At 59.8% G+C, this 22,793-nt stretch carries 22 protein-coding genes; 13 read left to right on the top strand and 9 right to left on the bottom strand.

The annotated features are described in order from the left end of the window. Positions 1-60 precede the first annotated feature (60 nt). Positions 61-1,875 carry a glycoside hydrolase family 15 protein gene (locus AC6I79_RS20900; RefSeq protein WP_498027849.1) on the top strand — a complete coding sequence of 605 codons (1,815 nt, stop codon included), beginning with the start codon at positions 61-63 and terminating at the stop codon, positions 1,873-1,875. Between the two features lie 29 nt (positions 1,876-1,904). Here AC6I79_RS20900 and AC6I79_RS20895 read toward each other — a convergent pair whose 3' ends face one another. After that, on the bottom strand, positions 1,905-2,768 hold the full coding sequence (locus AC6I79_RS20895) for a DMT family transporter (protein ID WP_021509548.1): 864 nt from the start codon (positions 2,766-2,768) through the stop codon (positions 1,905-1,907). Between the two features lie 213 nt (positions 2,769-2,981). Further along, on the bottom strand, positions 2,982-3,887 hold the full coding sequence (locus AC6I79_RS20890) for a LysR family transcriptional regulator (RefSeq protein WP_104093558.1): 906 nt from the start codon (positions 3,885-3,887) through the stop codon (positions 2,982-2,984). 144 nt (positions 3,888-4,031) lie between these two features. Here AC6I79_RS20890 and AC6I79_RS20885 point away from each other — a divergent pair, with 144 nt between their 5' ends. Further along, a complete protein-coding gene (locus AC6I79_RS20885; protein WP_058775092.1) occupies positions 4,032-4,781 on the top strand; it encodes an SDR family oxidoreductase in 750 nt (249 codons plus the stop codon). A gap of 61 nt (positions 4,782-4,842) precedes the next feature. Here AC6I79_RS20885 and AC6I79_RS20880 read toward each other — a convergent pair whose 3' ends face one another. Both AC6I79_RS20880 and AC6I79_RS20875 read right to left on the bottom strand, forming a co-directional pair. Further along, entirely contained in the window at positions 4,843-6,279 is a 1,437-nt protein-coding gene (locus AC6I79_RS20880) for a sugar porter family MFS transporter (RefSeq protein WP_498027848.1), read from the bottom strand. 102 nt (positions 6,280-6,381) lie between these two features. Next, positions 6,382-7,554, bottom strand: a complete 1,173-nt coding sequence (locus AC6I79_RS20875) for an ROK family protein (RefSeq protein WP_498027847.1) — start codon at positions 7,552-7,554, stop codon at positions 6,382-6,384. A 207-nt stretch (positions 7,555-7,761) separates the two neighbouring features. On the opposite strand from AC6I79_RS20875, the gene AC6I79_RS20870 reads away from it, so the two are divergent. Genes AC6I79_RS20870 through AC6I79_RS20855 form a run of 4 tightly spaced genes read left to right on the top strand, consistent with a single transcriptional unit; the run spans position 7,762 to position 12,597 of the window. Next, the gene (locus AC6I79_RS20870; protein ID WP_498027846.1) at positions 7,762-9,081 is read left to right on the top strand and encodes an MFS transporter; all 1,320 of its coding nucleotides are present in this window, start codon (positions 7,762-7,764) and stop codon (positions 9,079-9,081) included. Between the two features lie 10 nt (positions 9,082-9,091). Next, positions 9,092-10,735 (top strand): GMC family oxidoreductase, encoded by a 1,644-nt coding sequence (locus AC6I79_RS20865; protein WP_498027845.1) that lies wholly within the window; start codon positions 9,092-9,094, stop codon positions 10,733-10,735. Beyond that, a complete protein-coding gene (locus AC6I79_RS20860; protein WP_498027844.1) occupies positions 10,728-11,807 on the top strand; it encodes a M24 family metallopeptidase in 1,080 nt (359 codons plus the stop codon). Before AC6I79_RS20865 ends, AC6I79_RS20860 begins: the two co-directional genes overlap by 8 nt. Before the next feature lie 10 nt (positions 11,808-11,817). Continuing rightward, the gene (locus AC6I79_RS20855) at positions 11,818-12,597 is read left to right on the top strand and encodes an SDR family oxidoreductase (RefSeq protein ID WP_283342257.1); all 780 of its coding nucleotides are present in this window, start codon (positions 11,818-11,820) and stop codon (positions 12,595-12,597) included. Positions 12,598-12,611: 14 nt separating this feature from the next. Here AC6I79_RS20855 and AC6I79_RS20850 read toward each other — a convergent pair whose 3' ends face one another. After that, entirely contained in the window at positions 12,612-13,313 is a 702-nt protein-coding gene (locus AC6I79_RS20850; protein WP_262258529.1) for an OBAP family protein, read from the bottom strand. A gap of 272 nt (positions 13,314-13,585) precedes the next feature. Here AC6I79_RS20850 and gcvA point away from each other — a divergent pair, with 272 nt between their 5' ends. From gcvA to AC6I79_RS20830, 4 genes are all read left to right on the top strand, one after another. Continuing rightward, positions 13,586-14,491, top strand: a complete 906-nt coding sequence (gene gcvA / locus AC6I79_RS20845) for a transcriptional regulator GcvA (RefSeq protein WP_498027843.1) — start codon at positions 13,586-13,588, stop codon at positions 14,489-14,491. Between the two features lie 75 nt (positions 14,492-14,566). After that, positions 14,567-15,394 carry an EamA family transporter gene (locus AC6I79_RS20840; RefSeq protein WP_498027842.1) on the top strand — a complete coding sequence of 276 codons (828 nt, stop codon included), beginning with the start codon at positions 14,567-14,569 and terminating at the stop codon, positions 15,392-15,394. A 19-nt stretch (positions 15,395-15,413) separates the two neighbouring features. Further along, positions 15,414-16,304, top strand: a complete 891-nt coding sequence (locus AC6I79_RS20835; protein ID WP_159377510.1) for an oxidoreductase — start codon at positions 15,414-15,416, stop codon at positions 16,302-16,304. A gap of 173 nt (positions 16,305-16,477) precedes the next feature. Next, positions 16,478-16,723 (top strand): hypothetical protein, encoded by a 246-nt coding sequence (locus AC6I79_RS20830; protein WP_159377511.1) that lies wholly within the window; start codon positions 16,478-16,480, stop codon positions 16,721-16,723. A 2-nt stretch (positions 16,724-16,725) separates the two neighbouring features. Here the strand turns inward: AC6I79_RS20830 and bdcA are convergent, their stop codons facing one another. Then, positions 16,726-17,439 (bottom strand): SDR family oxidoreductase, encoded by a 714-nt coding sequence (gene bdcA / locus AC6I79_RS20825; RefSeq protein ID WP_021509562.1) that lies wholly within the window; start codon positions 17,437-17,439, stop codon positions 16,726-16,728. Between the two features lie 88 nt (positions 17,440-17,527). Between bdcA and AC6I79_RS20820 the strand changes: the two genes are divergently transcribed. The 3 genes from AC6I79_RS20820 to AC6I79_RS20810 all read left to right on the top strand — a co-directional run bounded on the left by AC6I79_RS20820 (position 17,528) and on the right by AC6I79_RS20810 (position 19,376). Then, the gene (locus AC6I79_RS20820; RefSeq protein WP_058770509.1) at positions 17,528-18,103 is read left to right on the top strand and encodes a TetR/AcrR family transcriptional regulator; all 576 of its coding nucleotides are present in this window, start codon (positions 17,528-17,530) and stop codon (positions 18,101-18,103) included. A gap of 193 nt (positions 18,104-18,296) precedes the next feature. Next, entirely contained in the window at positions 18,297-18,761 is a 465-nt protein-coding gene (locus tag AC6I79_RS20815; RefSeq protein ID WP_498027841.1) for a pyridoxamine 5'-phosphate oxidase family protein, read from the top strand. A gap of 6 nt (positions 18,762-18,767) precedes the next feature. Continuing rightward, positions 18,768-19,376 (top strand): TetR/AcrR family transcriptional regulator, encoded by a 609-nt coding sequence (locus AC6I79_RS20810; protein WP_498027840.1) that lies wholly within the window; start codon positions 18,768-18,770, stop codon positions 19,374-19,376. Here AC6I79_RS20810 and AC6I79_RS20805 read toward each other — a convergent pair. From AC6I79_RS20805 to AC6I79_RS20795, 3 genes are all read right to left on the bottom strand, one after another. Further along, positions 19,373-20,077 carry a GntR family transcriptional regulator gene (locus AC6I79_RS20805; RefSeq protein ID WP_262258524.1) on the bottom strand — a complete coding sequence of 235 codons (705 nt, stop codon included), beginning with the start codon at positions 20,075-20,077 and terminating at the stop codon, positions 19,373-19,375. The two genes, AC6I79_RS20810 and AC6I79_RS20805, sit on opposite strands and share 4 nt — an antisense overlap. Positions 20,078-20,203: 126 nt before the next feature. Further along, positions 20,204-21,397 (bottom strand): enolase C-terminal domain-like protein, encoded by a 1,194-nt coding sequence (locus tag AC6I79_RS20800; protein ID WP_498027839.1) that lies wholly within the window; start codon positions 21,395-21,397, stop codon positions 20,204-20,206. A gap of 1 nt (position 21,398) precedes the next feature. Then, positions 21,399-22,718, bottom strand: a complete 1,320-nt coding sequence (locus AC6I79_RS20795) for an MFS transporter (RefSeq protein ID WP_159377513.1) — start codon at positions 22,716-22,718, stop codon at positions 21,399-21,401. Between the last annotated feature and the right edge of the window lie 75 nt (positions 22,719-22,793).

Here is a 22,793-nt window from a genome sequence, read left to right as displayed (position 1 = left end):
CCGTATTACGTGGCTGCCAGCAGGCGGCCACGTTGCCGTTTCTGCTGACAGGGAAGATCCATGAATAATCAAACGTTCCAGTCGCCGGTGCGCGAACGGGGCTTCGCGCGTCTCGGTGACTACGCGGCCATCGGCGAGGGCCGGTCGGTGGCGCTGATCGCGCCCGACGGCGCCATTGACTGGTGGTGCGCGCCCAACCTCGACTCAGCCCCGCTGTTTGACCGCCTGCTCGACCCGGAGATTGGCGGTTTTTTCCAGATTGAACCTGACGTCCCTTACCGCATCGAGCGCGCTTATCGCGCCGACAGTAACGTACTGGAAACCCGCTTTTTTACCGATGACGGCAGCGTGCTACTGACCGAATCGCTGAACAGCACGCTGGCCGGCCGTCTGCCGTGGAGTGAACTGGCGCGGCGCGTAGAAGGCGTTGATGGCGAAGTGACGCTGCGCCTGACGCTGCGCTTTGGCACCGTTGCCGAAACGCGCTCGCCGTGGCAGGACAGCACCGAACAGGGCGACGTGTACCACATCGGCGATCTGATGGCGATGCTGCGCACCAGCGAGGACTGGCAGATTGAACAGCGTGACGATGAGCAAATCTGCGCCACGCTGCGTACGGCTGCGGACAGTCGATCGCTGGTGGCGTTGCTGGTCACCGAGCGCGAACCGCTGGCGGTGCCGCCGCTGGAGGCGATCGATACCCGCATCGAAACCAGCCATACCGCCTGGTGCGACTGGACCCGCAGCCTGAGCTATCAGGGGCGCTTTGCTGAGCACGTGCGCCGCTCGGCGCTGTCGCTGAAATTTTTATGGTATTCCCCCACCGGCGCGCTGGCGGCGGCAGCCACTACCTCGCTGCCGGAAGGCATTGGCGGAGAGAAGAATTATGACTACCGCTACGCATGGGTGCGCGATGCCTGTCTGATCATCAAAGCCTTTGTTTTTCTCGGTGCGCTGGAAGATTGTAAAGCGGCGTTCTCCTGGCTGTCGAAAACCATCATTCGCCACGGTACCGCGCTGCGCACCTGCTACACGCTGGAAGGCGACGAAGTGCCTGCCGAACGCTTCGTGCCGCTGCGTGGCTATCATCATTCCCAGCCGGTACGCGTGGGCAACAACGCCCGCGACCAGCTGCAGCTGAGCATGTACGGCGATATGCTGGCGACCGCCGAGCTGTTTATTCGCGCCGGGCACGTGCTGGACTTAGCCACCTCACGCATGCTGGGTGCGCTGGCTAACCACTGTGCCGATTTATGGCGTCAGAAAGACAGCGGCATCTGGGAACTGCCGGAACAGCAGCATTATACGCATTCAAAGATGGCCTGCTGGCTGGCCCTCGACCGTGCCGTGGCGCTGGCCGAAGCGCGCCACATTGAACCGACGTGGCTGAAACGCTGGCAGCGCGAGCGCGACCGTATCAGCAGCTGGATTGAAGCGCACTGCTGGAACGAAGACAAACAGGCGTATGAATTTTATCCCGACAGCAACGGCAGGCTGGACGCTGCGCTGGCGCTGGTGCATCCCTATGGCAGCCGCGTCAACCCGGCACGTATGCAGGCCACCTACCGTGCCATTGAGCAGGAACTGGGACACGGTAGCGCCATGCTGTATCGCTACAGCGGCACGGAACAGGAAGAGAGCACTTTTATCGCCTGCTCGTTCTGGCTGGTGGAAGCCTGGGCGGCGCTGGGCGAGACAACGCGTGCCGAAAGCGCCATGCAGCAGATCCTCGGCAAACTGTGCCAGCGCGGCAACGTGGAAACTTTCAACGAAATGTTTGATGTGCGCAGTGACGAATGGCGCGGCAATATGCCGCAGGGCCTCAGTCATCTGGCATTAATTTGCGCCGCACAGGCGCTGACCGATCATGGCTGAAATGCCCCGCCGGCTGGCGGGGCATGATACTAACGCGAAGGCTGTGGCGCACGAAACACCAGCAGGATACCCGCCAGAATCGCCGCCATGCCCAGCAGGCTCAGCCACGGCAGTCGGTTACCCAGCAGCAGATAGTCGAGCAGCGCGGTAATCACCGGCACCAGATAAAACAGGCTGGTGACGTTAACGATACTGCCCGCGCTCAGTAAGCGATACAGCAGCAGCTGGGCCACCACGGAGATCATCACGCCGAGGAACAGCGCGGCTAGCCAGAAATGCAGCGTGAAGCTGACATGAAACGGTTTAACCGGCAGCAACAGCAGGCACAGCAGTAAACTCACGCCGTACTGCAGCGGCAGCACCTGCGCCGGATGCTGCGTCACCCGCTGCTGCATGATGGCACCGAAGGTCATGCACAGCAGCGCGGCCAGCGCAAACAGCACGCCGCTGAGCGGCAGCTGCGACGCCGCCAGACTGCGCCACACCAGCAGTATCAGCCCCGCCAGCGCGACCGTTAAGCCCAGCAAGCGCCTGCCCGGCAAACGCCGCTCCACCAGGCACAGCGTCAGAATAGGCTGGATGCCCATGATGGTGGCGATCAGCCCTGGCGTCACGCCCTCCGCCATCGCCTGGAAATAACACAGCGAATAAGCGCCGATCAACACCAGGCCGGTCAGCATCACGCGCGGGCGCGTACCGGGCTGCGGCAGCCAGCGGCGGCGAAACAGTCCCACCAGCAACAGCGCAACCAGCGCGATGCTAAAACGCACCACCAGCAGTGCCAGCGGTGAGGCATTATCCAGCCCGAGACGCGAGAAAATGGCTGCGCTGCCCCACAGCAGCACAAAGCCTGACGTCGCTGCCTGCGAAGTCAGCGAAGAAGAAGAACGCATAGCATTGCTCCTGAAACAAACGTTGTTAGCGCGCTCGCTAAGCGAGGCGCAGAAAGTTCGATACTTAGCGAATCACAACGCGTGCCGGAGGTGGCGGGCAGCAAGGCGCATACAGGCGAAAGTCAGATGACGATGCGGAATCAGCAGAGAGTGTCATAAACGCGCCTGTAGCATGGGGTTGAGGCCAAACGTTAACAGATTGTTTACACCCTGTCATCCATTCAGCCGTTGCGGAAACACCTCACGCAGCCAGTCGATCAGCACCCGCAGGCGCTGGGTGAGATGGCGGCTCTGCGGATAAACCACGTGGAACGGATAGTCGGATGGACGCCAGTCGGCGAGGATCTCCACCAGCCGTCCGGCCTGCAAATCCGCGGCCGCAGCGTAACGGAACGTCTGAATGATGCCCAGACCCGCCACCGCCGCGGCAAGGTGCGCGTTGCTCTCATTGACGCCAACGCGGTGCGCGGTCTTGACCTCGATTCGCTCTTCGCCGTGGCGGAAGCGCAGCGGAAAGGCGCGCCCGCTCTGCGGCGAAAGATAGCTGATGATGCGGTGGCCATTGTTCAGCTCCTGCGGATACGCCGGAATGCCGTAGGTCCGCAGATAGCCGGGCGTGGCACAGGTGATCATTTGCGCATTGCCTAAGTGCCGTGCCACCAGTGACGAATCGCTCAGCGGACCGCCGCGCACTACGCAGTCCACGTTATCACTGATGAGATCCACGGTGCGATCGGACACGCCAAGGTCCAGGGTGATATCGGGAAACCGGGCGACAAAATCGGGCAGCGCCGGCAGCAGTACATCACGCGCCGTTGAACCGCCGATATCCATACGCAGCTGACCGCGCGGCTTTGCCGTGACGCTATTGAACGCACAATCGATATCTTCCAGATCGCGCACGATGCGCAGCGCCCGCTCGTAGTAATCGCGCCCTTCTGCCGTCACCGTGACCCGGCGCGTGGTGCGCTGCAACAGGCGCACGCCGAGATGCGCTTCCAGCTCCTGCACCAGCTTACTCAGGGTGGCGTTAGGCATATCCAGTGAATTGGCGGCCCGGGTAAAGTTACCTGCCTCAACCACGCGGGCAAACGCCCGGATTGCCAGCAATTGATCCATTGTTACCCCTAACCTGATTATCCACCCAGAGAAATAGTCCTTTCGATTTTACACCATTTATCCGTAAAAGCGGCAGCGCTACAGTGCACTTCAGCGACGGCAAGGCCGTCACCACTTAACCTGATCAACTGTGGAGTACATACTATGAACCTGATTCTGCAAGACAAAATTGCTTTAGTGACCGGCGGCACCTCCGGTATTGGCCTCGCCACCGCTCAGGAACTGGCGGCACAGGGCGCACGCGTGTTTATCACCGGTCGTCGTCAGGCTGAGCTGGATGCGGCCGTCGCCAGCATCGGTGCCGCCGCCACCGGCATTCGCGCCGATGCGGCACAGTTAAGCGACCTCGACGCTGTCTATGCGCAGATTGCGCGCCAGGCCGGCCGGCTGGATATCCTGTTTGCCAACGCCGGTGGCGGCGACATGCTGCCGCTGGGGGCCATCACAGAAGAACATTTTGATCGTATCTTCAGCACCAACGTCCGCGGCGTGCTGTTCACCGTGCAGAAAGCGCTGCCGCTGCTGAGCGATAAGGCGTCGGTGATTCTCACCGGCTCCACCGCCGCGATTCAGGGCACACCGGGCTTCAGCGTTTACAGCGCCAGTAAAGCGGCGGTGCGTAACTTTGCCCGCTCGTGGGCGCTGGATGTGAAAGACCGCGGCATCCGCATTAACGTGGTGAGCCCTGGCCCGGTGCAGACGCCAGGCTTAGGCGGACTGGTGCCGGAAGATCAGCGCCAGGGGCTGTTCGATGCGCTGGCCGCGCAGGTACCGCTCGGTCGTCTGGGTGAGCCGGGAGAGATTGGCAAGGTGGTGGCGTTTCTCGCCTCCGATGCCGCCAGCTTTATTAATGCAGCCGAGCTGTTTGTCGATGGCGGTATGGCGCAGGTGTAAGCGGGTGTTGTACCGGTGCGCCGCCTGGCGCACCGGCTTTCTGCCTTAAGCATGGCTGCGGTTAACGCAGCGAATGCTCACCTGCCACCGCAGCCGGCTCGCCTGCGGTGAGCTGCTGCTCCAGCTGCTCCAGCGATATGCCTTTGGTCTCCGGCACGCGACGCAGCACAAAGACAAAGCCCGCCGCACAAATCACGCCATACAGCATAAAGCTGCCCGCTGCACCAAGTCCGGCATTGAGGATGGGAAAGGTGTAGGTCAGCACAAAACAGGCAATCCACAGCGCCAGCGTGGCGACCGACATCGCCAGACCGCGAATCCGGTTGGGGAAAATTTCCGCCAGCAGCACCCAGGTGACCGGCGCCAGCGTCAGCGCATAAACCGCAATCGCCGCCAGTACCAGAATCAGCACCGGCCAGCCGGTGATGCCCAGCGTGTAGGCACCGGCGATCAGCGCGTAGCACAACGTCAGCCCGCCGGCGCCGAACAGCATCAGTTTGCGACGGCCGAGCCGGTCCACCAGCGGCAGCGCCAGCACCGTTGCCAGCAAATTGATCAGGCCGGTGGCCACGATCGACTTCAGCGTACCGTTGATATCGAAACCAGCCGAAGCAAAAATCTCCTGCGCATAATTGAAAATCACGTTGATACCGCACCACTGCTGGAAAATCGCCAGCACGATGCCGGTGATGACAATCGGCAGCGTGCGCGGAGCCAGCAGCGAGCCGGCGCGGGCGCGCGTTTGCTGGCGATCCTGTTCCAGCGCGCGGGCAATCTCGCGCTGCGTCTGCTGCGCATAAGCAGGCGAACCAATTTTATTCAGCATCGCCAGCGCGCGCTGCGGCTGGCCCACCAGCATCAGCCAGCGCGGTGATTCCGGCACCCACATCATCAGCAGCAGAAATGCCAGCGACGGCACGGCGGCCGAGGCGAACATCCAGCGCCAGCCAACCTGACCGTTCCAGGTTTCACGCAGCGCCGCATGGGTTGATGCGCCGACGACCGGATCGGCAATCATCAGGTTGATCAGCTGCGCCGCCAGCACGCCAATAACGATTGTCAGCTGGTTAACCGCGACAAACTTGCCGCGCTTGTCTGCCGGGCTGATCTCCGCGATGTACATCGGGCTGAGCGCCGAGGCGATACCAATGCCGACACCGCCGAGAATGCGCCACCAGACAAACAGCGTAAAGCTGCTGGCCAGCGCGGTGCCGATCGCCGACACCACAAACAGCAGTGCGGCGACAATCAGCGGCAGCCGCCGCCCCAGCTTGTCCGCTGACCAGCCGGACACCAGCGCGCCAAATACGCAGCCCACCAGCGCCGAGCTCATCGCCCAGCCGGATGCCGCCGGATCGGTGACGTTGAACCAGGCCTCATAGAAGGGTTTGGCCCCACCAATCACCACCCAGTCATAGCCAAACAGCAAACCGCCGCAGGCTGCCACCAGACAGATGCTCCACACGTAACGCATATTCAGATGTTGATGATTGTTCACGGCCACTCTCCGCACCAGGGTCAAAGTGCGGCTATCTCACCACCGATACCGCAGGGTGAAAGTTCAGGCCCTCACAGATTTTAGTAACAGGAGTTTAGTAAACTACGCCGTACCGGGATCGGCCTCGACATAGAGATAACCGATGCCGAGGACCTGACGCGCGCGGTCAAGCTGACCAAAATGCACGTTGGTGGCTTTGCTTTTCAGCGCATCGCGCGGATCGAAGGGGTTGAAATCAATCTGGTGCACGATGGTCTGCAGCCAGCTCTCACCAAAAGTACAGCTGCGACCGTACAGCCAGATTTGATTGATATTCAGCGTATTAAGAAAATTGTACAGACTCATGCCGATGGCTTCCGCGCTGCGCTGCGCCCACTCGACGATCCACGGCTCGCCGGCCTGCCAGGCGGTCAGCAGCTGACGGCTGGTAGGCTGCACCGCCTGCGGCGCGCGCTGATGCGCCAGCCGCTTAAGCGTGCTGAGCGAGGCGACCGTCTCCAGGCAGCCCTGCCTTCCGCAGTTACAGCGCTCCCCGTGCGGATCAATAATGGTGTGGCCAATCTGCCCGCTGCCGTACAGGTTGCCGCGAAAGATCTCGCCGTTGATGACAAATGATGAGCCGATGCCGTAATCGACATTGATGACGCAGAATTCGGCCAGCGCATTGCGGTTCAGCCACTTTTCCGCCAGCGCCAGCATCACGCAGTCATTATCGACGCGGACGTCAACCGCCAGCTTCTCCTCCAGCAGAAACTTCAGCTGCAGCGGGCTGCGCCACGCCGCCTGCGGCATATGCTGTGAGACACCGGTTACCGGATCGACCTGCCCGTGCACCGCCAGCGCCAGATTAATCTGCCGCTTCGGCCAGCGTTTACAGGTCGCGCGCCACACCGTTTCAATCTCTGCCAGCAGCTGCTCTGGCGTCTGCGCGTTGATGCTGATTTGCTGATAGTCGCCCTGCGCCACCAGCTGCGCATCCGCCAGCTGCAGTTCAATGCTGGTCGGCTTGACGCACAGGCACAGCGTCCACGCGCCCTCGGCCGGCAGCCGAAAACTGCCGTTGCTGTTGCCGCGCGTGCTCAGCGTGGCGCTGGAGTGCTGCACGTGGCCCTGCTCCAGCAGCTCCTGCAAAATCTTGCTGGCCGCCGGAATAGTCAGGCCGCTGAGCTGCGCCAGCTGCGATTTGCTCAGACGTTTATGACGCCACATCAGCTGCATAAACAGCGCTTTGTTGTGCTTACGCACCTGAAAATTATTCAGTCCGACGGTTTTCACGCGGCCTCCTTTCGCTTCATCCGCGCTCATCTTACTAAACAGTGTTTACTGACTTCTGTGATGGTTGCGCCATCTTGCGCGCCTGCCGTGTTTTAGAGTCCCTGCTCATAACAACCCGTTCGCGCTATCCCGGTAAAAAACGTTCTGATAATGCCGGGCGAACGCTTTATCTGGCTGTGCTGACACCAACCCTACAGAGAAAACATAATGACAACATCACCTGCAACCCATCCGTGGCTGATCCGCCTCGGCATTCCGCCCGCGCTGGCCTGGGGCTATCTGGCGGTCCTGCTGTTTATGATTGGCGACGGCGTCGAGTCCAACTATCTCGCGCCCTATCTGCACGAAAACGGCTTCTCCCTGAATATCGCTGCCTGGGTAATCGCCTTTTACGGCGTCACCGTCACGCTGGGCTCATGGCTGGCCGGTTCGCTGTCAACGCTAATCGGACCGCGTAAAGTGATGCTGGCGGGCGGCCTGATCTGGATTGTGTTTGAAGTGCTGTTCCTGGCCGTGGCGCTGCCGTCGCACAGCGTGCTGCTGCTGGCGCTAACTTATGGCCTGCGCGGCGTGGCTTATCCGATGTTTGCCTATGCCTTTCTGGTGTGGATTCAGTCGGCGGCCCCGGCAGAGATGCGCGGCTCCGCCACCGGCTGGTTCTGGCTGGCGTTTACCGGCGGGCTGCCGACGCTCGGTTCGCTGGTAGCGATCTTCTCTATCCGACTGGTTGGCGAATACGCCACCTTCTGGCTGTCGCTGGGTCTGGTGGCGATCGGTTTGCTGGTGATGCTGCTGGCGCTGAAAGAGCGCAGCGGTTATCAGTCGCTGCTGGATGTCGAACATCGTCAGCAGGGCACGCTGCGCACGCTAATGGGCGGCATCGATATTCTGTGGCGTGAGCCGCGCATCGCTGCCGCGGCAGTGGTGCGCATCATCAACACCACGCCCTACTTCGGCTTCTTTATTTTTCTGCCGGGCTTTTTCACCGAACAGATTGGCTTTTCCCAGACCGAATACCTCAGCCTGATCACCATCATGGGACTGGTGGGCATGAGCTTTAATCCGATCGTCGGCAAGCTGAGCGACCGCATCGGCTGGCGCAAAGTGCTGACGGTGTTCGGCGGCCTGGGTTCCGGCGTCTCGATGCTGCTGATGTACTTTGTGCCACAGTGGAGTCACGGCAGCTTTGTGCTCAGCGTGATCTGCGCCTGCCTGTACGGCATCACGCTGTGCGGCTACGTGCCCGCCGCCGCGCTGTTCTCCTCGCTGTGCCAGCCGAAGGACAAAGGTAACGCCATGGCGATTTACTGCTTCGCCGCCGGTTTGTCCACCTTCTTCGGTCCGGCGCTGTACGGCGCAATCAACGCGCTGCTCGGCACGCTTGGGGTGATTTGGGGCTACGCCTTCCTGTATCTGGTGAGTGCGTTTATCTCGTGGCGTTATCTGCTCAGTCCGCTCGATCCGGGCGAGCAGCACAACCCGGCGGCGCAGCGCCTGCGCCGGTTAGATTCCATCGCGTCGGAGTAAACAGAGCGTTATGAAAGAGTACGATTACATTGTGGTGGGCGGCGGGAGCGCGGGCTGTATCGTTGCCGCGCGCCTGGTCAGCGAAGGAAATGCGCGCGTGCTGCTGCTGGAGGCCGGGCGCGACGAATACCATCCGGTGCTGAAAATGCCCGCCGGCTATATGAAGTTTCTCGCCAGCGACCGGTTTCTGACGATGCATCAAACCGAAGCGCAGCCGCAGCTCAACGGACGCGGCGTGATCGTGCCGCAGGCCAAAGTGCTGGGCGGCGGTTCGACTGTCAACGCCATGGTCTACATGCGCGGCCATAAACAGGATTACGCCGACTGGAACCAGGCGCTGGGCGATCAGGGCATCGACTGGTCGTGGGAGGCGCTGCTGCCGCACTTTACTGCCATTGAAGATAACGATCACCTCGGCGCACCCAATCACGGCGTTGGCGGCCCGATGAAAGTGTCGCATCTCGGCCACTTCAGTCCGCTGAGCCGCGCCTATGTCAAAACCCTGCAGGGGCTGGGTATTCCCTACACGGCGGATTTTAACAGCGGCAATCCGTCTGGCGTCGGCTTCATGCAGCACACCATTGACGGTCAGACACGACAGCGCTGCAGCGTGGTCGATGCGTTTATCAACCCGCTGCGCCATGACGCACGGCTGACGCTGGTCACCGGTGCGCAGGTGGAAGAGGTGCTGTTTGACGGCACCTGCGCCAGCGGCGTGCGCTATCGTCAGGATGGCCAGCCGCAACAGGCGCGCGCCAGCCGCGAAGTGATTCTGGCCGCCGGTGCCTACCAGACGCCAAAACTGCTGATGCTCTCCGGCATCGGTCCGCAGGAGCAGCTGAAACAGCATGGCATAGCCGTGCGCCATGCCTTGCCGGGCGTGGGTAAAAACCTGCAGGACCATTACGAAGTGCCGGTGGTTGCCAGCACGCGCGGTGCGTTTGGCTACTACGGCCAGGATCGCGGCTGGCCAATGGTCAAAGCCGGACTGCAATATCTGCTGTTCAAAAGCGGCCCGGTGACCACCACCGGCGTGGAAACCTGCGCCTTTTTCGATCCGCTCGATTTCACGGCGACGCCCACCATTCAGATGTTCTGCGTGCCAACGGTCTATCTCGATCGCGATGTAATGGGTGCCGATCCCGGTGACGGTGTCACGGTGAATTCCCTGCTGCTGCGCCCCAAAGCCACCGGTGAAGTGACGCTGCGCGATAACAACTCCAGTAGCCTGCCGGTGATCGATACGCAGATTTTCGGCCATCCGGACGATTTAGCCCGCACCCTCGCCGGCTTTCGCTTTGCGCGTCAGGTGCTGGCCGCCGCGCCCATCCGTGAGATGGTCGATCAGGAGATCTTCCCTGGTGCGGAAGTTACCAGTGATGACGCGATTGGCGCCCACTGTCGGCGTATGGTGAAAACCGGCTATCACCCGGTCGGCACCTGTCGCATGGGCCACGATGACGATCCGCTGGCGGTGCTGCACGATGACCTGCGCGTGCGCGGCGTACAGCGGTTGCGCGTGGTGGATGCCTCGATGATGCCGAATATTATCAGTGGCAACACCAATGCGGTGGTGATGGCCGTGGCGCATCGCGCTGCGGAACTGGTTCTGCAGTCACAACTTGTCGAGCACAAGGAGGCCGTGTATGAGTGACAAACTGGCGCGCCTGCAACAGGCGCTGGCGCACTGGCAGCTGGATGCGGTATTGCTGACGCGCCGCGATAACATCGCCTGGCTGACCGACGGGGCCAGCTATTATGTGGTAGAGCGTGCCGAGACCGGCGTTGCCAGCCTGCTGATCGGCCGCGACAGCGTGCTGCTGCTGGCACCGGACAATGAGCTACCGCGCATTCTGGCCGAAGAGCCGCTGCCGTTCAGCTGTGCGACCCGGCACTATCCGTGGTACCAGTCGCTGAGCAGCGTGCTGCCGGCGGGCAATATCGGCAGCGATACGCCCATGGCAGGATTGAGCGATATCCAGCCGCAGATGATTACGCTGCGCCAGGGGCTGAGCGCACCGGAACAGCAGCGCTTTCGCACGCTGGGACAGGAGACGGCGCAGATTGTCGAAACAGTGGCGCGCCAGCTGCGCGTGGGCGTCAGCGAATGGCAGGTCGAAGCCGAGATTGCCGCCGGCTGTCTGGCGCGCGGCATTCGCCCGATGTGCACGCTGGTGGCCGCTGATGAGCGCATCGCCGCATTTAAACATCCGGTGCCGACACGCAAAACGCTGCAGCGCATGATGTTGATCACCCTCGGTGCCGAACGGCACGGTTTGCATGTCAGCCTGACGCGCCTGGTGCATCTCGGTGAACCCGACGCGGCGCTGCGCCAGCGCATTGTGACGCTGGCGGAGATCCACGCCGATATGCTGTATGCCACCCAGGCGCAGCACAGCTGGTCAGCGGTTTTTGCCGACATCACTCAGGCTTATCAACGCCACGGCCACGCTGAGGCGTGGCGCGATCATCATCAGGGCGGACCGGCTGGCTACGGCTGCCGCGACTGGATTATCACCCCGGAAAGTCGCGGCGAGGTGCAGCCCGACACCGCCGTGGCGTGGAACCCGACGCTGAGCGGCGTGAAAAGCGAAGACACTTTTTTGCTCAGCCGCAGCGGGCTGGTGCCGCTCACGCGCAGCGACAGCTGGCCGCTGATTCGCCTGCAGCGCGGTGATAATACCTTAGAGCTGGCCGACTGGCTGATTCTCCCGACATCCTCATAAGGAGGCGACTATGTCCCCACGTTTAGCCAACAAAACCGCCATCATTACCGGTGCCGGCAGCGGCATCGGCAGCGCCATCGCCACCCTGTTTGCGCGCGAAGGCGCCCGCCTGGCGCTGTTTGATCGCGACGCACACAGCAGCGAAGTGCTGGCGGCGCAGCTACAGCAGCAGTCCGGCCAGCGCTGTCTGGCCTGCGCAGCCGATGTCACGCAGCCGCAGCAGGTTAGCCGCGCGGTACAGCAGGCGCAGCAGGCGCTGGGGGATATTGATATCCTGATCAACTGCGCTGGCGTAAACGTTTTTCGCGATCCGCTGACGCTGGACGAGGATGACTGGCAGCGCTGCATGGACACCAATCTGAAAGGACCTTACAACCTGATACGCAGCGTCCTGCCGGCGATGCTGGCCCGTCAGTACGGCAACATCGTTAACGTTGCCTCGGTGCACGGGCACAAAATCATTCCCGGCGCGTTCCCTTATCCGGTGGCTAAACACGGGCTGATCGGCCTGACGCGTTCGCTGGGCGTGGAATACGCCGCGCAGGGCATCCGCGTAAACAGTATTTCGCCCGGTTTGATCATGACGCCAGCCGCTGAAGCCTGGCTGGCGAGCTGTCCGGATCCGCAGGCTGAGCGCGCGCGTCAGGCGGCGCTGCTGCCGTGTAAACGCATCGGCGAGCCGGATGAAGTGGCCTACACTGCGCTGTTTCTCGCCAGCGACGAGGCGCGCTTTATCAATGCCACCGATATCCTGATCGACGGCGGCCGCAGCCAGATGTATCACGAGTAGAGCGGAATCACCGGTTACGGATGCACGCGCCGGCAATGATCGGCACCTGCCGCTACCGGATGGGCGGCGATATCAGTGCGGTCGGCGCGGATTGTCGCGGTATCGACGTCAAAGCGCTTGTCGCGGTCAGCCAGCAGCGCCGGATTGAGCTGGCCGTCGGCGGTAAAGCCCATCATCAGCGTCGGCGCGCCCAGCGGCAGCGTTTTATCGCGGTCGGTATGCCAGGTGTGCCAGGTTTTTCCGTAGGTGTTGACGATTTTGCTCATCAGCGCGTGCTCCGCGGCCGGCGGCAGGCCGGGCGCAATCAGCGTACCGGATTTCACTTCATAGCGATGGCTGTGCCAGTACTGCTTTTCCTGCGCCGGCAGCTGCTTAAATAAACGTTCGCTGATGATATATTCCACGCCCATTAATTTGGCGTCTTTTTTGTTACCGTCAAAAATAACCGCCTGCATCACATCATCATTAAGAATGGTGACGTAGTGATGGGCCTCCATCTGCCCCTGCTGATTCCCGCAGTAATAATGAAAACCATCCAGATACGTATTGATCGCCTCAATCGGCGGCCGCGACTGCAACGCCGCCGCCCCGCTCTCCAGCAGCGCGGTTTTCCCCGCTTCCGGCGCACCAGGTGCCGTAACCGGTGAGGCGCTGTTATTCGCGCCACAGCCGGATAATAACAATAACGCCAGCGCGCTAAATACACGGTTTCGCATTTCATCACCCCATTCTTATATTGAGTGATAAACATAGTTAATCAGCGTCAGGACGCGAGCGCAGCGGGAGCCATATCCGGCGGCGGATTAAAACCGCCACGCGGTAAATAACCAACCATTCAGCTGGCCGCCGATACAGTGATGAATGTGTCGGCCACTGTTAGCAGACTGACAGGCTGAGAGGCTAAGCTGGAGGGTGGATGAATAAGTTTCGTGAGTGAACAGACGATTCCGCTATCATGAGTGAACGCTCATAAAACAAGGCTGCACCGATGAGAGAGTTACCGCCTACCGCTATGCTGCGCGCGTTTGAAGTGGCGACGCGCCATCCGACCTTTACCGCCGCCGCGGAAGAGCTGTTTATCACCCAAAGCGCCGTCAGCCATCAGCTTAAAAACCTGGAAGAGATCTGGGGCGTGCAGCTCTTTCAGCGCGGCAAAACGCTGAGTCTGACGCCGGCCGGCGCGGCGCTGGCACCGATTGTGCGCGAGTTTTTCAGTAATCTGGAAACCACCTTAGCCGACTTGCGCGAGCAGAAAGGCCGCGTGCGGCTGCGCGTCAATACCACTTACTCATTTGCGCTGAAGTGGCTGTTGCCGCGCCTGCCGGGCCTGACGCGCCAGCACCCGGAAATTCTGGTGACGCTGGAAAGCACCGATGATGCGATTACCTTCTCGCGCCAGGATTCTGACGTGGCGATCCGCTTTGGCCATGGCAATTATCCGGCGCTGCACAGCGAATTTATGTTTCGTGAACAGCTGTTTCCGGTTGCCAGTCCGGCGCTGCTGCAGCGCTTTGGCACGCCACAGGAACCGGCAGAACTGCTGCGCTACCCGCTGCTGATGCGTGATGGCGCCGATCTGGTGCCAAAGTGGGAGATCTGGTTTAAACAGGTCGGCCTGACGCTGGATGCCTTACAGGAGAGCGTACGTTTTGCCGACACCAATATGACGCTGGAAGCCGCGCTGCTGGGGCAAGGCGTGGCGCTGGCGCGCAGCGGTCACGTTGAAAAAGAGCTGCGCGACGGCAGCCTGGTGCGGCTGTTCAACGTCGCGTTTTCCTCGCCCGCCGCCTACTATTTCGTCTGTCCGCAGGGCATTGAAAGCCAGCCGCACATCGTTGATTTTCGTCGCTGGCTGCTCGCTGAATCACGTCAGGCGCAGCAGAATTATCAGTGAAGCATGAGCTTTTACTCATAGCGCAATGATAAATCTTCGCTTTCCAATCCATTTGCGGCTGCATAGCATCAGCCTATGCCTGATTACATTGTTGTCTTAACGCTGTGCGCCGCACTGCTGCACGCCAGCTGGAACACCTTACTGCGCGGCGGATCCGATCGCCTGTGGTCAATGACCATTATGTGCGTGGCGATCGCGCTGGTGTGTGCGCTCAGTACGCTGTTTCTGCCGCTGCCGGCGCGCGCCAGCTGGAAATATGCGCTGCTGTCGGCGCTGCTGCACGTCGGCTATAACCTGTGCCTGGTGCGCAGCTACCAGAGCGGCGATCTCGGCCAGACCTATCCGATTGCGCGCGGATCGTCGCCGCTGCTGGTGACCTGCGCCGCCGCGCTGTTTGCCGGCGAGCACATCGCCTTCGCTACGCTGTGCGGCATCGTGCTGGTGTCCGCTGGCATTGTGTCGCTGGCGCTGCGCGGCGGCAAACTGGCGCTGCCGGGCCTGCGCTACACGCTGGCGACCGGTGCCTTTATCGCCGCGTACAGCGTGGTGGACGGCATGGGCGTGCGCGTTGCCGGCAATGCGTTTGCGTATACCGCGTGGATGTGCAGCTTGTGGGGCATATTAATGCCGGCGGTCTACATCGCGCTGCGCGACAGCAAAAGCCTGCTGCAGTGGCGTCCAGGCGTGCTGAGCGCCGCGGCGGGCGGCCTGGTTTCGCTGCTGGCCTACGGCATCATCATTTACGCCATGACGGCAGCGCCGATGGGCGCGGTGTCGGCCCTGCGTGAAACCAGCGTGCTGTTTGCCGCCGTGCTGGGCGCGCTGTTTCTCGGTGAAGCATTAACGGTAAGGAAAATGCTGGCGTGTGCGGTGATTGCACTCGGCACGCTGATGATCGGTTAAGCAATGAGGAGATGGCAGCATGTCTGAACGTTGTAAAATCGCCCTGCTGGGCCCCGGTGCAATTGGCACCACCGTCGCGGCGGTGCTGCATGAAGCCGGCCGCACCCCGCTGCTGTGCGGCCGCACGGCCCATGCCCAGTTAACGCTGCGCCACGATGCGGGCGAAATCAACGTGCCTGGTCCGGTATTGCATGATGCCTCGCACGTGACACAACGCTGCGATTTGCTGTTCGTGGCGGTTAAAACCACCCAGGTCGCGGACAGCGCCGCGTGGCTGGCCACCCTGTGTGATGAAAAAACCGTGGTGTGCGCGCTGCAAAATGGCGTCGAGCAGCAAAGCCAGCTGGCGCCTTACGTCAACGGTGCCCCGGTATTACCTTCGGTGGTGTGGTTTCCGGCGCAGCGCGAGTCGGATGCGTCAGTCTGGCTGCGCGCCCAGCCTCGCCTGACCTTGCCGGATGTGCCGCAGGCCGCGCGCGTAGTGGATGCGCTGCGCGACACGCGCTGCGAGGTGGCACTGGCCGCCGACTTTCTCTCCATCGCCTGGCGCAAACTGTTACAAAATGCCGCCGCCGGTTTGATGGTGCTGGCCAACCGTCGCGCCGGCATGTTTAGCCGCGGCGATATCACGCAGCTGGGATTAGCCTATTTACAGGAGTGCCTGACGGTGGCGCGCGCGGCCGGTGCGGTGCTGGACGACAGCGTGCCGCTGGAAATTATCGATGGCTTTCACCGCGCCCCGCCCGATCTGAGCACCTCGATCCTAGCCGATCGTCAGGCCAATCGCCCGCTGGAGTGGGATACCCGCAATGGTGTGGTACAGCGCTATGGCCGTCAGCATGCTATTGCTACGCCGATTAGCGATGTCGTGGTGCCGCTGCTGGCAGCGGGCAGCGAAGGACCGGGCTGATAAAATAGGTTGCCGGACGCGCGGAGAGAAATAGCTATGCTGCGAATTGTTTATATAACGGCTACGTTTTGATCGCGGCGCAATGTGTTGCGCGATAAATAGGATGCGATGTTCAGCTGATTTAAACCATCGCCTCCGCGGCATAATCACGATAACGGCAACAGGACGCACTTATGACAGATTACGTTTTTTATCGCAAACAACAGGTTATCGCCACGCTGGAACGATCGGATGTGGAACGTGCCCGGCTGCTGATGGCGGACGGTTACAGCAAGATGGATGAAGAAATTAATGCAGCCAGCGCGCAGGCGGCGCTGCGGCGGCTGGCTGATATTCGCCATGAAGAGCACATGACCGAACACGCTTTTGCCACCGGTTCGGTATTCAGCGCGGTGGTCAGCGCCCTGTTCAGACACTGACGTTATGCGCCAAACGCCCCATCAATGGTGTGCATGGCGCCGGTGACGAAACCGGCTTCGGGTCCTGCCAGCCAGGCCACCATGCCAGCCACCTCTTCAGAACGGCCATGGCGTTTAATGGCCATAAAACTGTGCATCAGATCTTTCATCGGACCATTTTCCGGATTGGCATCGGTATCAATCGGGCCAGGTTGCACCACGTTAATGGTGATGCCGCGCGGTCCGAAATCCCGCGCCAGGCCGCGCGCCAGCCCCTGTAAAGCGGATTTACTTAGCGCATAAGACGCCATACCGGGAATCGGCATACGGTCGCCATTGACCGAACCGATAATGATGATGCGGCCGCCGGCTGGCATCTGTCGGGCGGCTTCAACCGCAGCATGATACGGCGCGTGAATGTTAATGCGGAACAGGCGATCGACCGCGTCCGGATCCTGTTCCAGCGCATCGCCAAACAGGGCGATGCCAGCATTAACCACCAGCACATCCAACGGTCCACTGTCGCGCACGGTGGCAATCACCGCATCGCGCTCTGAGCTGTCGGTATGAACGGCAGCCGAACCGGTTTCGTGCGCCAGTTTTTCGGCGGCCTCCGGCGAACCTGAGAAGGTAAAGGTCACGCTGGCACCCTCATCAGCAAAGCGACGCACGATAGCCGCACCAATACCGCGACTGCCGCCCAGAACCAGAACCTGCTTATCTTTAAATACGCTCATTTGCATCTCCACGTGTGATTTCTTAGTATGCATTACAAAATGAGCCCGAATTAATGTCAATGCGATTTTGTAGCGAGCACTATAAAATATGAAATCACCTGGTCGTCCCCGTAACTTTGACCCCGAACACGCCGTAGCGGTCGCGCAGGGGTTATTCCATGCCAAAGGTTATGACGCCGTCAGCGTCGCCGATGTCACTGACGCGCTGGGCATCAATCCGCCGAGCTTTTACAGCGCCTTCGGTAATAAGGCCGGATTGTATGCCCGCGTTCTCGATCGCTACGCCGCCACCGGCTCGATTCCTCTGGCTGAGATACTGCGCGACGACCGCCCGGTGGCCGAAGCCCTCGATGCATTACTGAAAGCGGCGGCGCTGCATTATGCCCGGGATGAGGTGTGTGCGGGTTGTCTGGTGCTGGAAGGAATTCGCTGTCAGGATCAGCAGGCGCGCGAGGCGGCCAGAGTGTTTCATCGCGCCGCTGAGGACACCATCCGGTGCTATATCGCGGCCCGCTACCCACAGGACGCGCAGCGCCTGACCGACTTTGTCAGTACCGTGATGTCCGGACTTTCTGCCAGAGCGCGTCAGGGTCACAGCGTTGAGCAACTGCTGGCCAGCGCGCAGCTGGCAGGTTTGGCGGTGGCTGCAGCGCTGCAGCAATGAGTTGCTCCCAACAGAAGCAGAATGAACCCTCTTTCTCCCGTCAAACGCGCCATTGACAGGCGCCAATAAGATTCACTTGTGTATCTTAACTGGCTGCGCTAGTCTGAAAGAATAAGATTCAATCGTGTATCTTATTTCTTTTTTCCAATATTAATGGCGTGACATCAGGGCGAATGAAAAGTGGAGCGCAGAGATGACACTAATACAGGCCGCATCCGGTAATGAGAAGTTAAATACGCTGCGCCATTTCTTTAACAATCATCATGATAAATTACTTTGTACGGCAAGTGCTGACGGTCAACCTAATGTCGCTTTCATGGGAACACCCCGTCAGTTGCCCGATGGAACCATTGAGTTTGAGATAAGTGACGAGGCGTCGGTCACACTCCGGAACATCCACCAGAATAGATCCGTTGTGTTCATCGCCTGGGAGACGGGTGAAAGGGCACGAGACTACTGCGGAGCCAGGATTCATGCGCAGGTGACAGAAATACACGATAAGGGCGAGAAGCTGGAGAGGATTCGTCAGAATATCCTGCTGAAACATGGTGCGCACAAGGCAGCCGAATTGCGGGCCACAGTAAGTTGTGTGATAACCAGGGTACGACCCATCGTTGATCGAGGTCAGCCCTGGGATCAGCCACCTGTCATTGATTGAACCATTATGACTCTCATGAATCAGGGAAAAAAAACCATCGCCACACGACGGCGTGGAGCTCAGCTGGAAGACGCCATCCTGAATGCGGCCTGGGACCTTTTACTGGAACAAGGCTATAACGGCTTTACTTACGAAGCCGTGGCGGCACGCGCTAAAACCAGCAGGGCGGTGCTCCACAGGCGCTGGCCACAGCGCAACGATTTGCTGCTTGCCGCGACACAAAAAGCCTGGCAAGCACAACTCATCGAGGTCCCTGACACGGGCAGCCTGCGTGGTGATGCTCTGGCCCTGCTGCGGCATGCGGATGTCGGTCGCGTGCGCATGTTGACCCTGATGAACCTGCAGATAACGGACTTTTTTCGCGAGACAGGCATCAACTTTAGCCAGTTACGGAAACGGCTAGGGGATGTCAATGAGCCAGGCCCGTGTGAAGTGATTGTCGCGCGCGCTGTGGCACGCAGTGAGTTAACGGATAAGCAATGGTCAACCCGGGTTATTAACCTGCCGCTTGATCTCTATCGCCATGAGGTGTTTATGACCATGCAGCCCGTTTCAGAAGACGTTGTGCTGGAAATCATTGACGATATCTGGCTTCCACTGCTCCGCATGCCTTAATCGCGCGGGTTTACATCAGCATCCGCCACCGACCGCTGGAACATGCGCATAATGCCGCCAAGATGCCAGTGCAGAAGTTCCAGCGCCTGTTCATCCTCGTAATTAGTTAACCGCGCCACGATCGCCTCATGATCGTTTTGCGAACCCTGAAACTCATCCGGCGTGCGCGTCAGGTGATTGAGAAAGGCACGAATGCGGTTGATGCTGGTTTTGTAAAAACCGACCAGCTCGCTATTCTGGCTGGCTTCAATCAGTGCCATATGAAACGCCGCATCGGTTTCGCGGTAGGTCTCCGGCGCGTTTTGTAATGCATCGCGTCCACGCGCCAGCTGTTCGTTCAGGCGCGCGATCAGCGCCTGACGATCATGTTGCAGCGCCAGCTTTAATGCGCCTGACTCCAGAATCTGCCGCATCTCACAGGTTTCGCGCATCTCCCGCTCATTAAACGAAAACACAAAAGTGCCGCGCTGCGGGATAATTTGCACCAGACGCTCCATCTCCAGCTTTTGCAGCGCCGCTCTAACCGGCGTCCGGCTCACATTAAGCTGGGTGGCAATGTCGTTCTCGGAAATCAATGCACCGGGTGCAATCTGGCAATTCACGATCAGGTCCCGAATATGATCGGCCAGAATGCTGCTCAGTGACTGCGGGCGGAGGATGTTTTTCGATGACCAGTCAATGATGAGTTTATCGGCGGGCATAGCGTGACGAGCGTCCTTTAAACAGCGAGCATTTAGGGGGTCAGAATGACGATGGGCACTGTGTTTTGTAGTATACAAGAGACAGATCCCTCAAACAATAACGGGCCTGTTTGAGGGAACGTTGGGTTATGAGGTGAACAAGTATGTCTGCTGCTGGATATGCGCTGGATTAAGTGCCATGCCCATGCCGGGTCCCTGCGGTACCGGGATTAACCCGTTCTGCGGCACCAGCGGATCGCGCAGGAAGTACTGATGAATATCGTTCCATTTCACCAGATACTCCTGATAAGGCGTGTGGATCGGCGATTGCGTGGTGCTGAAATGGGCCGTTGCGATGCTGGAATGACCGTGCGGGATTACCTGCAAATCGTACAGGGTGGCGATAGCGGCAATTTTTAGCGTTTCTGAAAGCCCACCGCACCAGTAGATATCGGGCTGAATCACATCCAGCGCCCCGGATTCAAAGAAGCGTTTAAAACCCCAGCGCGTGTACTCATGTTCGCCTCCCGCCATCGGGATGGACAGTTTGTCTTTGAGTCGTTGCATACTGCCGATTCTGTCGGCCATTACGCACTCTTCCAGCCAGCGCGGGCGATACGGCTCGATGCCCTTTGCCAGTTCAAGCAGATACGTCACATCCATCGACTGCCAGCAATCAAACATCAGATCGTAATCATCCCCCACGGCTTCGCGCAGCGTTTTTGCCAGTTCAATGTTTTTCTTCAGCCCTTCCCTGCCGCTCATCGGGCCGTGGCGGAAAAACCATTTTTGTCCGCGATATCCCAGCGCCTTATACTCCAGCGCCCGCTCGTGCACCCGCGCCATATCCTGCACCGCAAAACCCAGCATCGATGCGTACGCCGGTATTTCTTCCTGTAGCGAACCGCCCAGCAGGCGAAAGACCGGTTGCTGCATCCATTTGGCACGCAAATCCCACAAGGCACAATCCACCGCGCTGATCGCCAGCATGCCATCGCCCTGACGCCCATGAATCTGCGCCCGGTACATCTGATCCCACAAACGCTCGGTGTCGCGCGGATCCTGACCCAGCAACAACGGTCGCAGCTGGCCATGAATGATTGATGCAACGGCATGCGGCACCGGCCCTGCCAGCCCGTCCACGCCCTCATCAGAAACGATCTCAAGAAACACGGTGGTAATGGCAAAACCGTCTTCCAGCTGAACGCCACCGTCATGATTATTCACGGTACGAAACTGCGCATAGATATCGGTGGGACGCGCGAGACGCTCCTCCCAGAAATCGCCCTCTCCCGGCATCACGCCTTTCACCTGAAGTAACCGGACATCAATAATCTTCATACTACTGCCCCTCACGTTGTTCATTGCTGGCCTGGTAAGCCGGTAAACGCTGGCGACGAAAGATGATGCTCAGGGTAATGATCGAGAGCATCGCCATCGCCGCCAGCCAGTAAAATCCGCCGTTATAACTGCCGCTCCGGTCGCGTATCACGCCGATGACCCACGGATTCACCACACTGGCAATACTGCCCAGCGCATTGATCAGGGCGAGGCCGCCCGCCACCACCGACGCCGGGATAAACTGCGCGGGCAATCCCCAGAACACCGGCATCGCACCGAAAAAGCCAAATGCCGAGCAGCACAAAAACATCATTTTCACCAGCGAGTTATCGAACCACGCAACGCATAACAGCCCGACAAAGGAGAAGATCAGCGCCAGATAATTGGCCAGCAGACGCGACCCGGGACGATCGGCTATGCGTCCCAGCACCAGCATGCCGGCCAGACCAAATACGTAAGGGATGATGGTGATGAATCCGGTCTGAACATGACTTAAGCCGGTTTCGCTGATGATCAGCGGCAGGAAGGTGCTCACCGCGCCGTTGAGGTTCGCCAGTCCGTAATAGGTGAGGCTGAACAATAACACCAGCGGGCTGAACAGCGCTTTCAGCAGACCGCCATGGCCGCGCGACGGCAGTTTTTGCCGCTCAGCAGCCATTGTTGTCACCAGCCAGTGCTGCTCATCTGCACTGAGGAAGCGGGCATCTTCCGGCCGATCGGGCAACGCAAAGGGGACGATCAATCCCAGCACAATCGCCGGAATGGCCTCAAGCAGAAACATCAGCTGCCAGCCGCGCAGCCCCAGCCATCCGTGCAGCTCTAACAACAGGCTGGAAACCGGTGTGCCGATAATCAGCGCAATCGGAATGCCGGTCATAAACGAGGCGATAATGCGTCCGCGCCACGCCACCGGAAACCACAGGGTGAGATAAAACACGATGCCGGGGAAGAAACCGGCTTCAGCGGCACCCAGCAGCGCGCGCATGACATAAAGGCTGTTTTCACTCCATACAAACATATGCGCACCGGAGATGATGCCCCAGGTCACCATAATGCGGGCGATCCACCAGCGCGCGCCCACCCTTTCCATCAGCAGATTGGAGGGCAGTTCGAGGATGGCGTAAGGCAGGAAAAACAGACCGGCGGCAAGGCCAAAACTGGCGGCGCTGATGCCCAGATCGGCATTCATGGTGAGGGCGGCCACGCCGATATTGGCGCGATCGATCACAGCAATCACGTAGCAGCCAATCAGGAGCGGAATCAGTCGCCACGACAGTTTACGGATCACCCGCTTTTCAATTTCAGTATCTGTACTTTGCATGGTCTTTCCCGGTGTTGGTGACATGGATAAAAAATGCACTTGTATACAAGTTCTGTTGTATACATCAACTGAGCA

This window comes from gamma proteobacterium symbiont of Scutellera amethystina (assembly GCF_059730845.1).
Note: the sequence above shows the minus strand (reverse complement) of the source record. Positions and strands in the feature narration are given on the sequence as shown.

Excerpts from the sequence above, each read along its gene's own strand:
- AC6I79_RS20900 (WP_498027849.1), top strand. The coding sequence starts at position 61 with ATGAATAATCAAACGTTCCAGTCGCCGGTGCGCGAACGGGGCTTCGCG.
- AC6I79_RS20895 (WP_021509548.1), bottom strand. The coding sequence starts at position 2,768 with ATGCGTTCTTCTTCTTCGCTGACTTCGCAGGCAGCGACGTCAGGCTTT.
- AC6I79_RS20890 (WP_104093558.1), bottom strand. The coding sequence starts at position 3,887 with ATGGATCAATTGCTGGCAATCCGGGCGTTTGCCCGCGTGGTTGAGGCA.
- AC6I79_RS20885 (WP_058775092.1), top strand. The coding sequence starts at position 4,032 with ATGAACCTGATTCTGCAAGACAAAATTGCTTTAGTGACCGGCGGCACC.
- AC6I79_RS20870 (WP_498027846.1), top strand. The coding sequence starts at position 7,762 with ATGACAACATCACCTGCAACCCATCCGTGGCTGATCCGCCTCGGCATT.
- AC6I79_RS20865 (WP_498027845.1), top strand. The coding sequence starts at position 9,092 with ATGAAAGAGTACGATTACATTGTGGTGGGCGGCGGGAGCGCGGGCTGT.
- AC6I79_RS20860 (WP_498027844.1), top strand. The coding sequence starts at position 10,728 with ATGAGTGACAAACTGGCGCGCCTGCAACAGGCGCTGGCGCACTGGCAG.
- AC6I79_RS20855 (WP_283342257.1), top strand. The coding sequence starts at position 11,818 with ATGTCCCCACGTTTAGCCAACAAAACCGCCATCATTACCGGTGCCGGC.
- AC6I79_RS20850 (WP_262258529.1), bottom strand. The coding sequence starts at position 13,313 with ATGCGAAACCGTGTATTTAGCGCGCTGGCGTTATTGTTATTATCCGGC.
- gcvA (WP_498027843.1), top strand. The coding sequence starts at position 13,586 with ATGAGAGAGTTACCGCCTACCGCTATGCTGCGCGCGTTTGAAGTGGCG.
- AC6I79_RS20840 (WP_498027842.1), top strand. The coding sequence starts at position 14,567 with ATGCCTGATTACATTGTTGTCTTAACGCTGTGCGCCGCACTGCTGCAC.
- AC6I79_RS20835 (WP_159377510.1), top strand. The coding sequence starts at position 15,414 with ATGTCTGAACGTTGTAAAATCGCCCTGCTGGGCCCCGGTGCAATTGGC.
- AC6I79_RS20830 (WP_159377511.1), top strand. The coding sequence starts at position 16,478 with ATGACAGATTACGTTTTTTATCGCAAACAACAGGTTATCGCCACGCTG.
- bdcA (WP_021509562.1), bottom strand. The coding sequence starts at position 17,439 with ATGAGCGTATTTAAAGATAAGCAGGTTCTGGTTCTGGGCGGCAGTCGC.
- AC6I79_RS20820 (WP_058770509.1), top strand. The coding sequence starts at position 17,528 with ATGAAATCACCTGGTCGTCCCCGTAACTTTGACCCCGAACACGCCGTA.
- AC6I79_RS20815 (WP_498027841.1), top strand. The coding sequence starts at position 18,297 with ATGACACTAATACAGGCCGCATCCGGTAATGAGAAGTTAAATACGCTG.
- AC6I79_RS20810 (WP_498027840.1), top strand. The coding sequence starts at position 18,768 with ATGACTCTCATGAATCAGGGAAAAAAAACCATCGCCACACGACGGCGT.
- AC6I79_RS20805 (WP_262258524.1), bottom strand. The coding sequence starts at position 20,077 with ATGCCCGCCGATAAACTCATCATTGACTGGTCATCGAAAAACATCCTC.
- AC6I79_RS20800 (WP_498027839.1), bottom strand. The coding sequence starts at position 21,397 with ATGAAGATTATTGATGTCCGGTTACTTCAGGTGAAAGGCGTGATGCCG.
- AC6I79_RS20795 (WP_159377513.1), bottom strand. The coding sequence starts at position 22,718 with ATGCAAAGTACAGATACTGAAATTGAAAAGCGGGTGATCCGTAAACTG.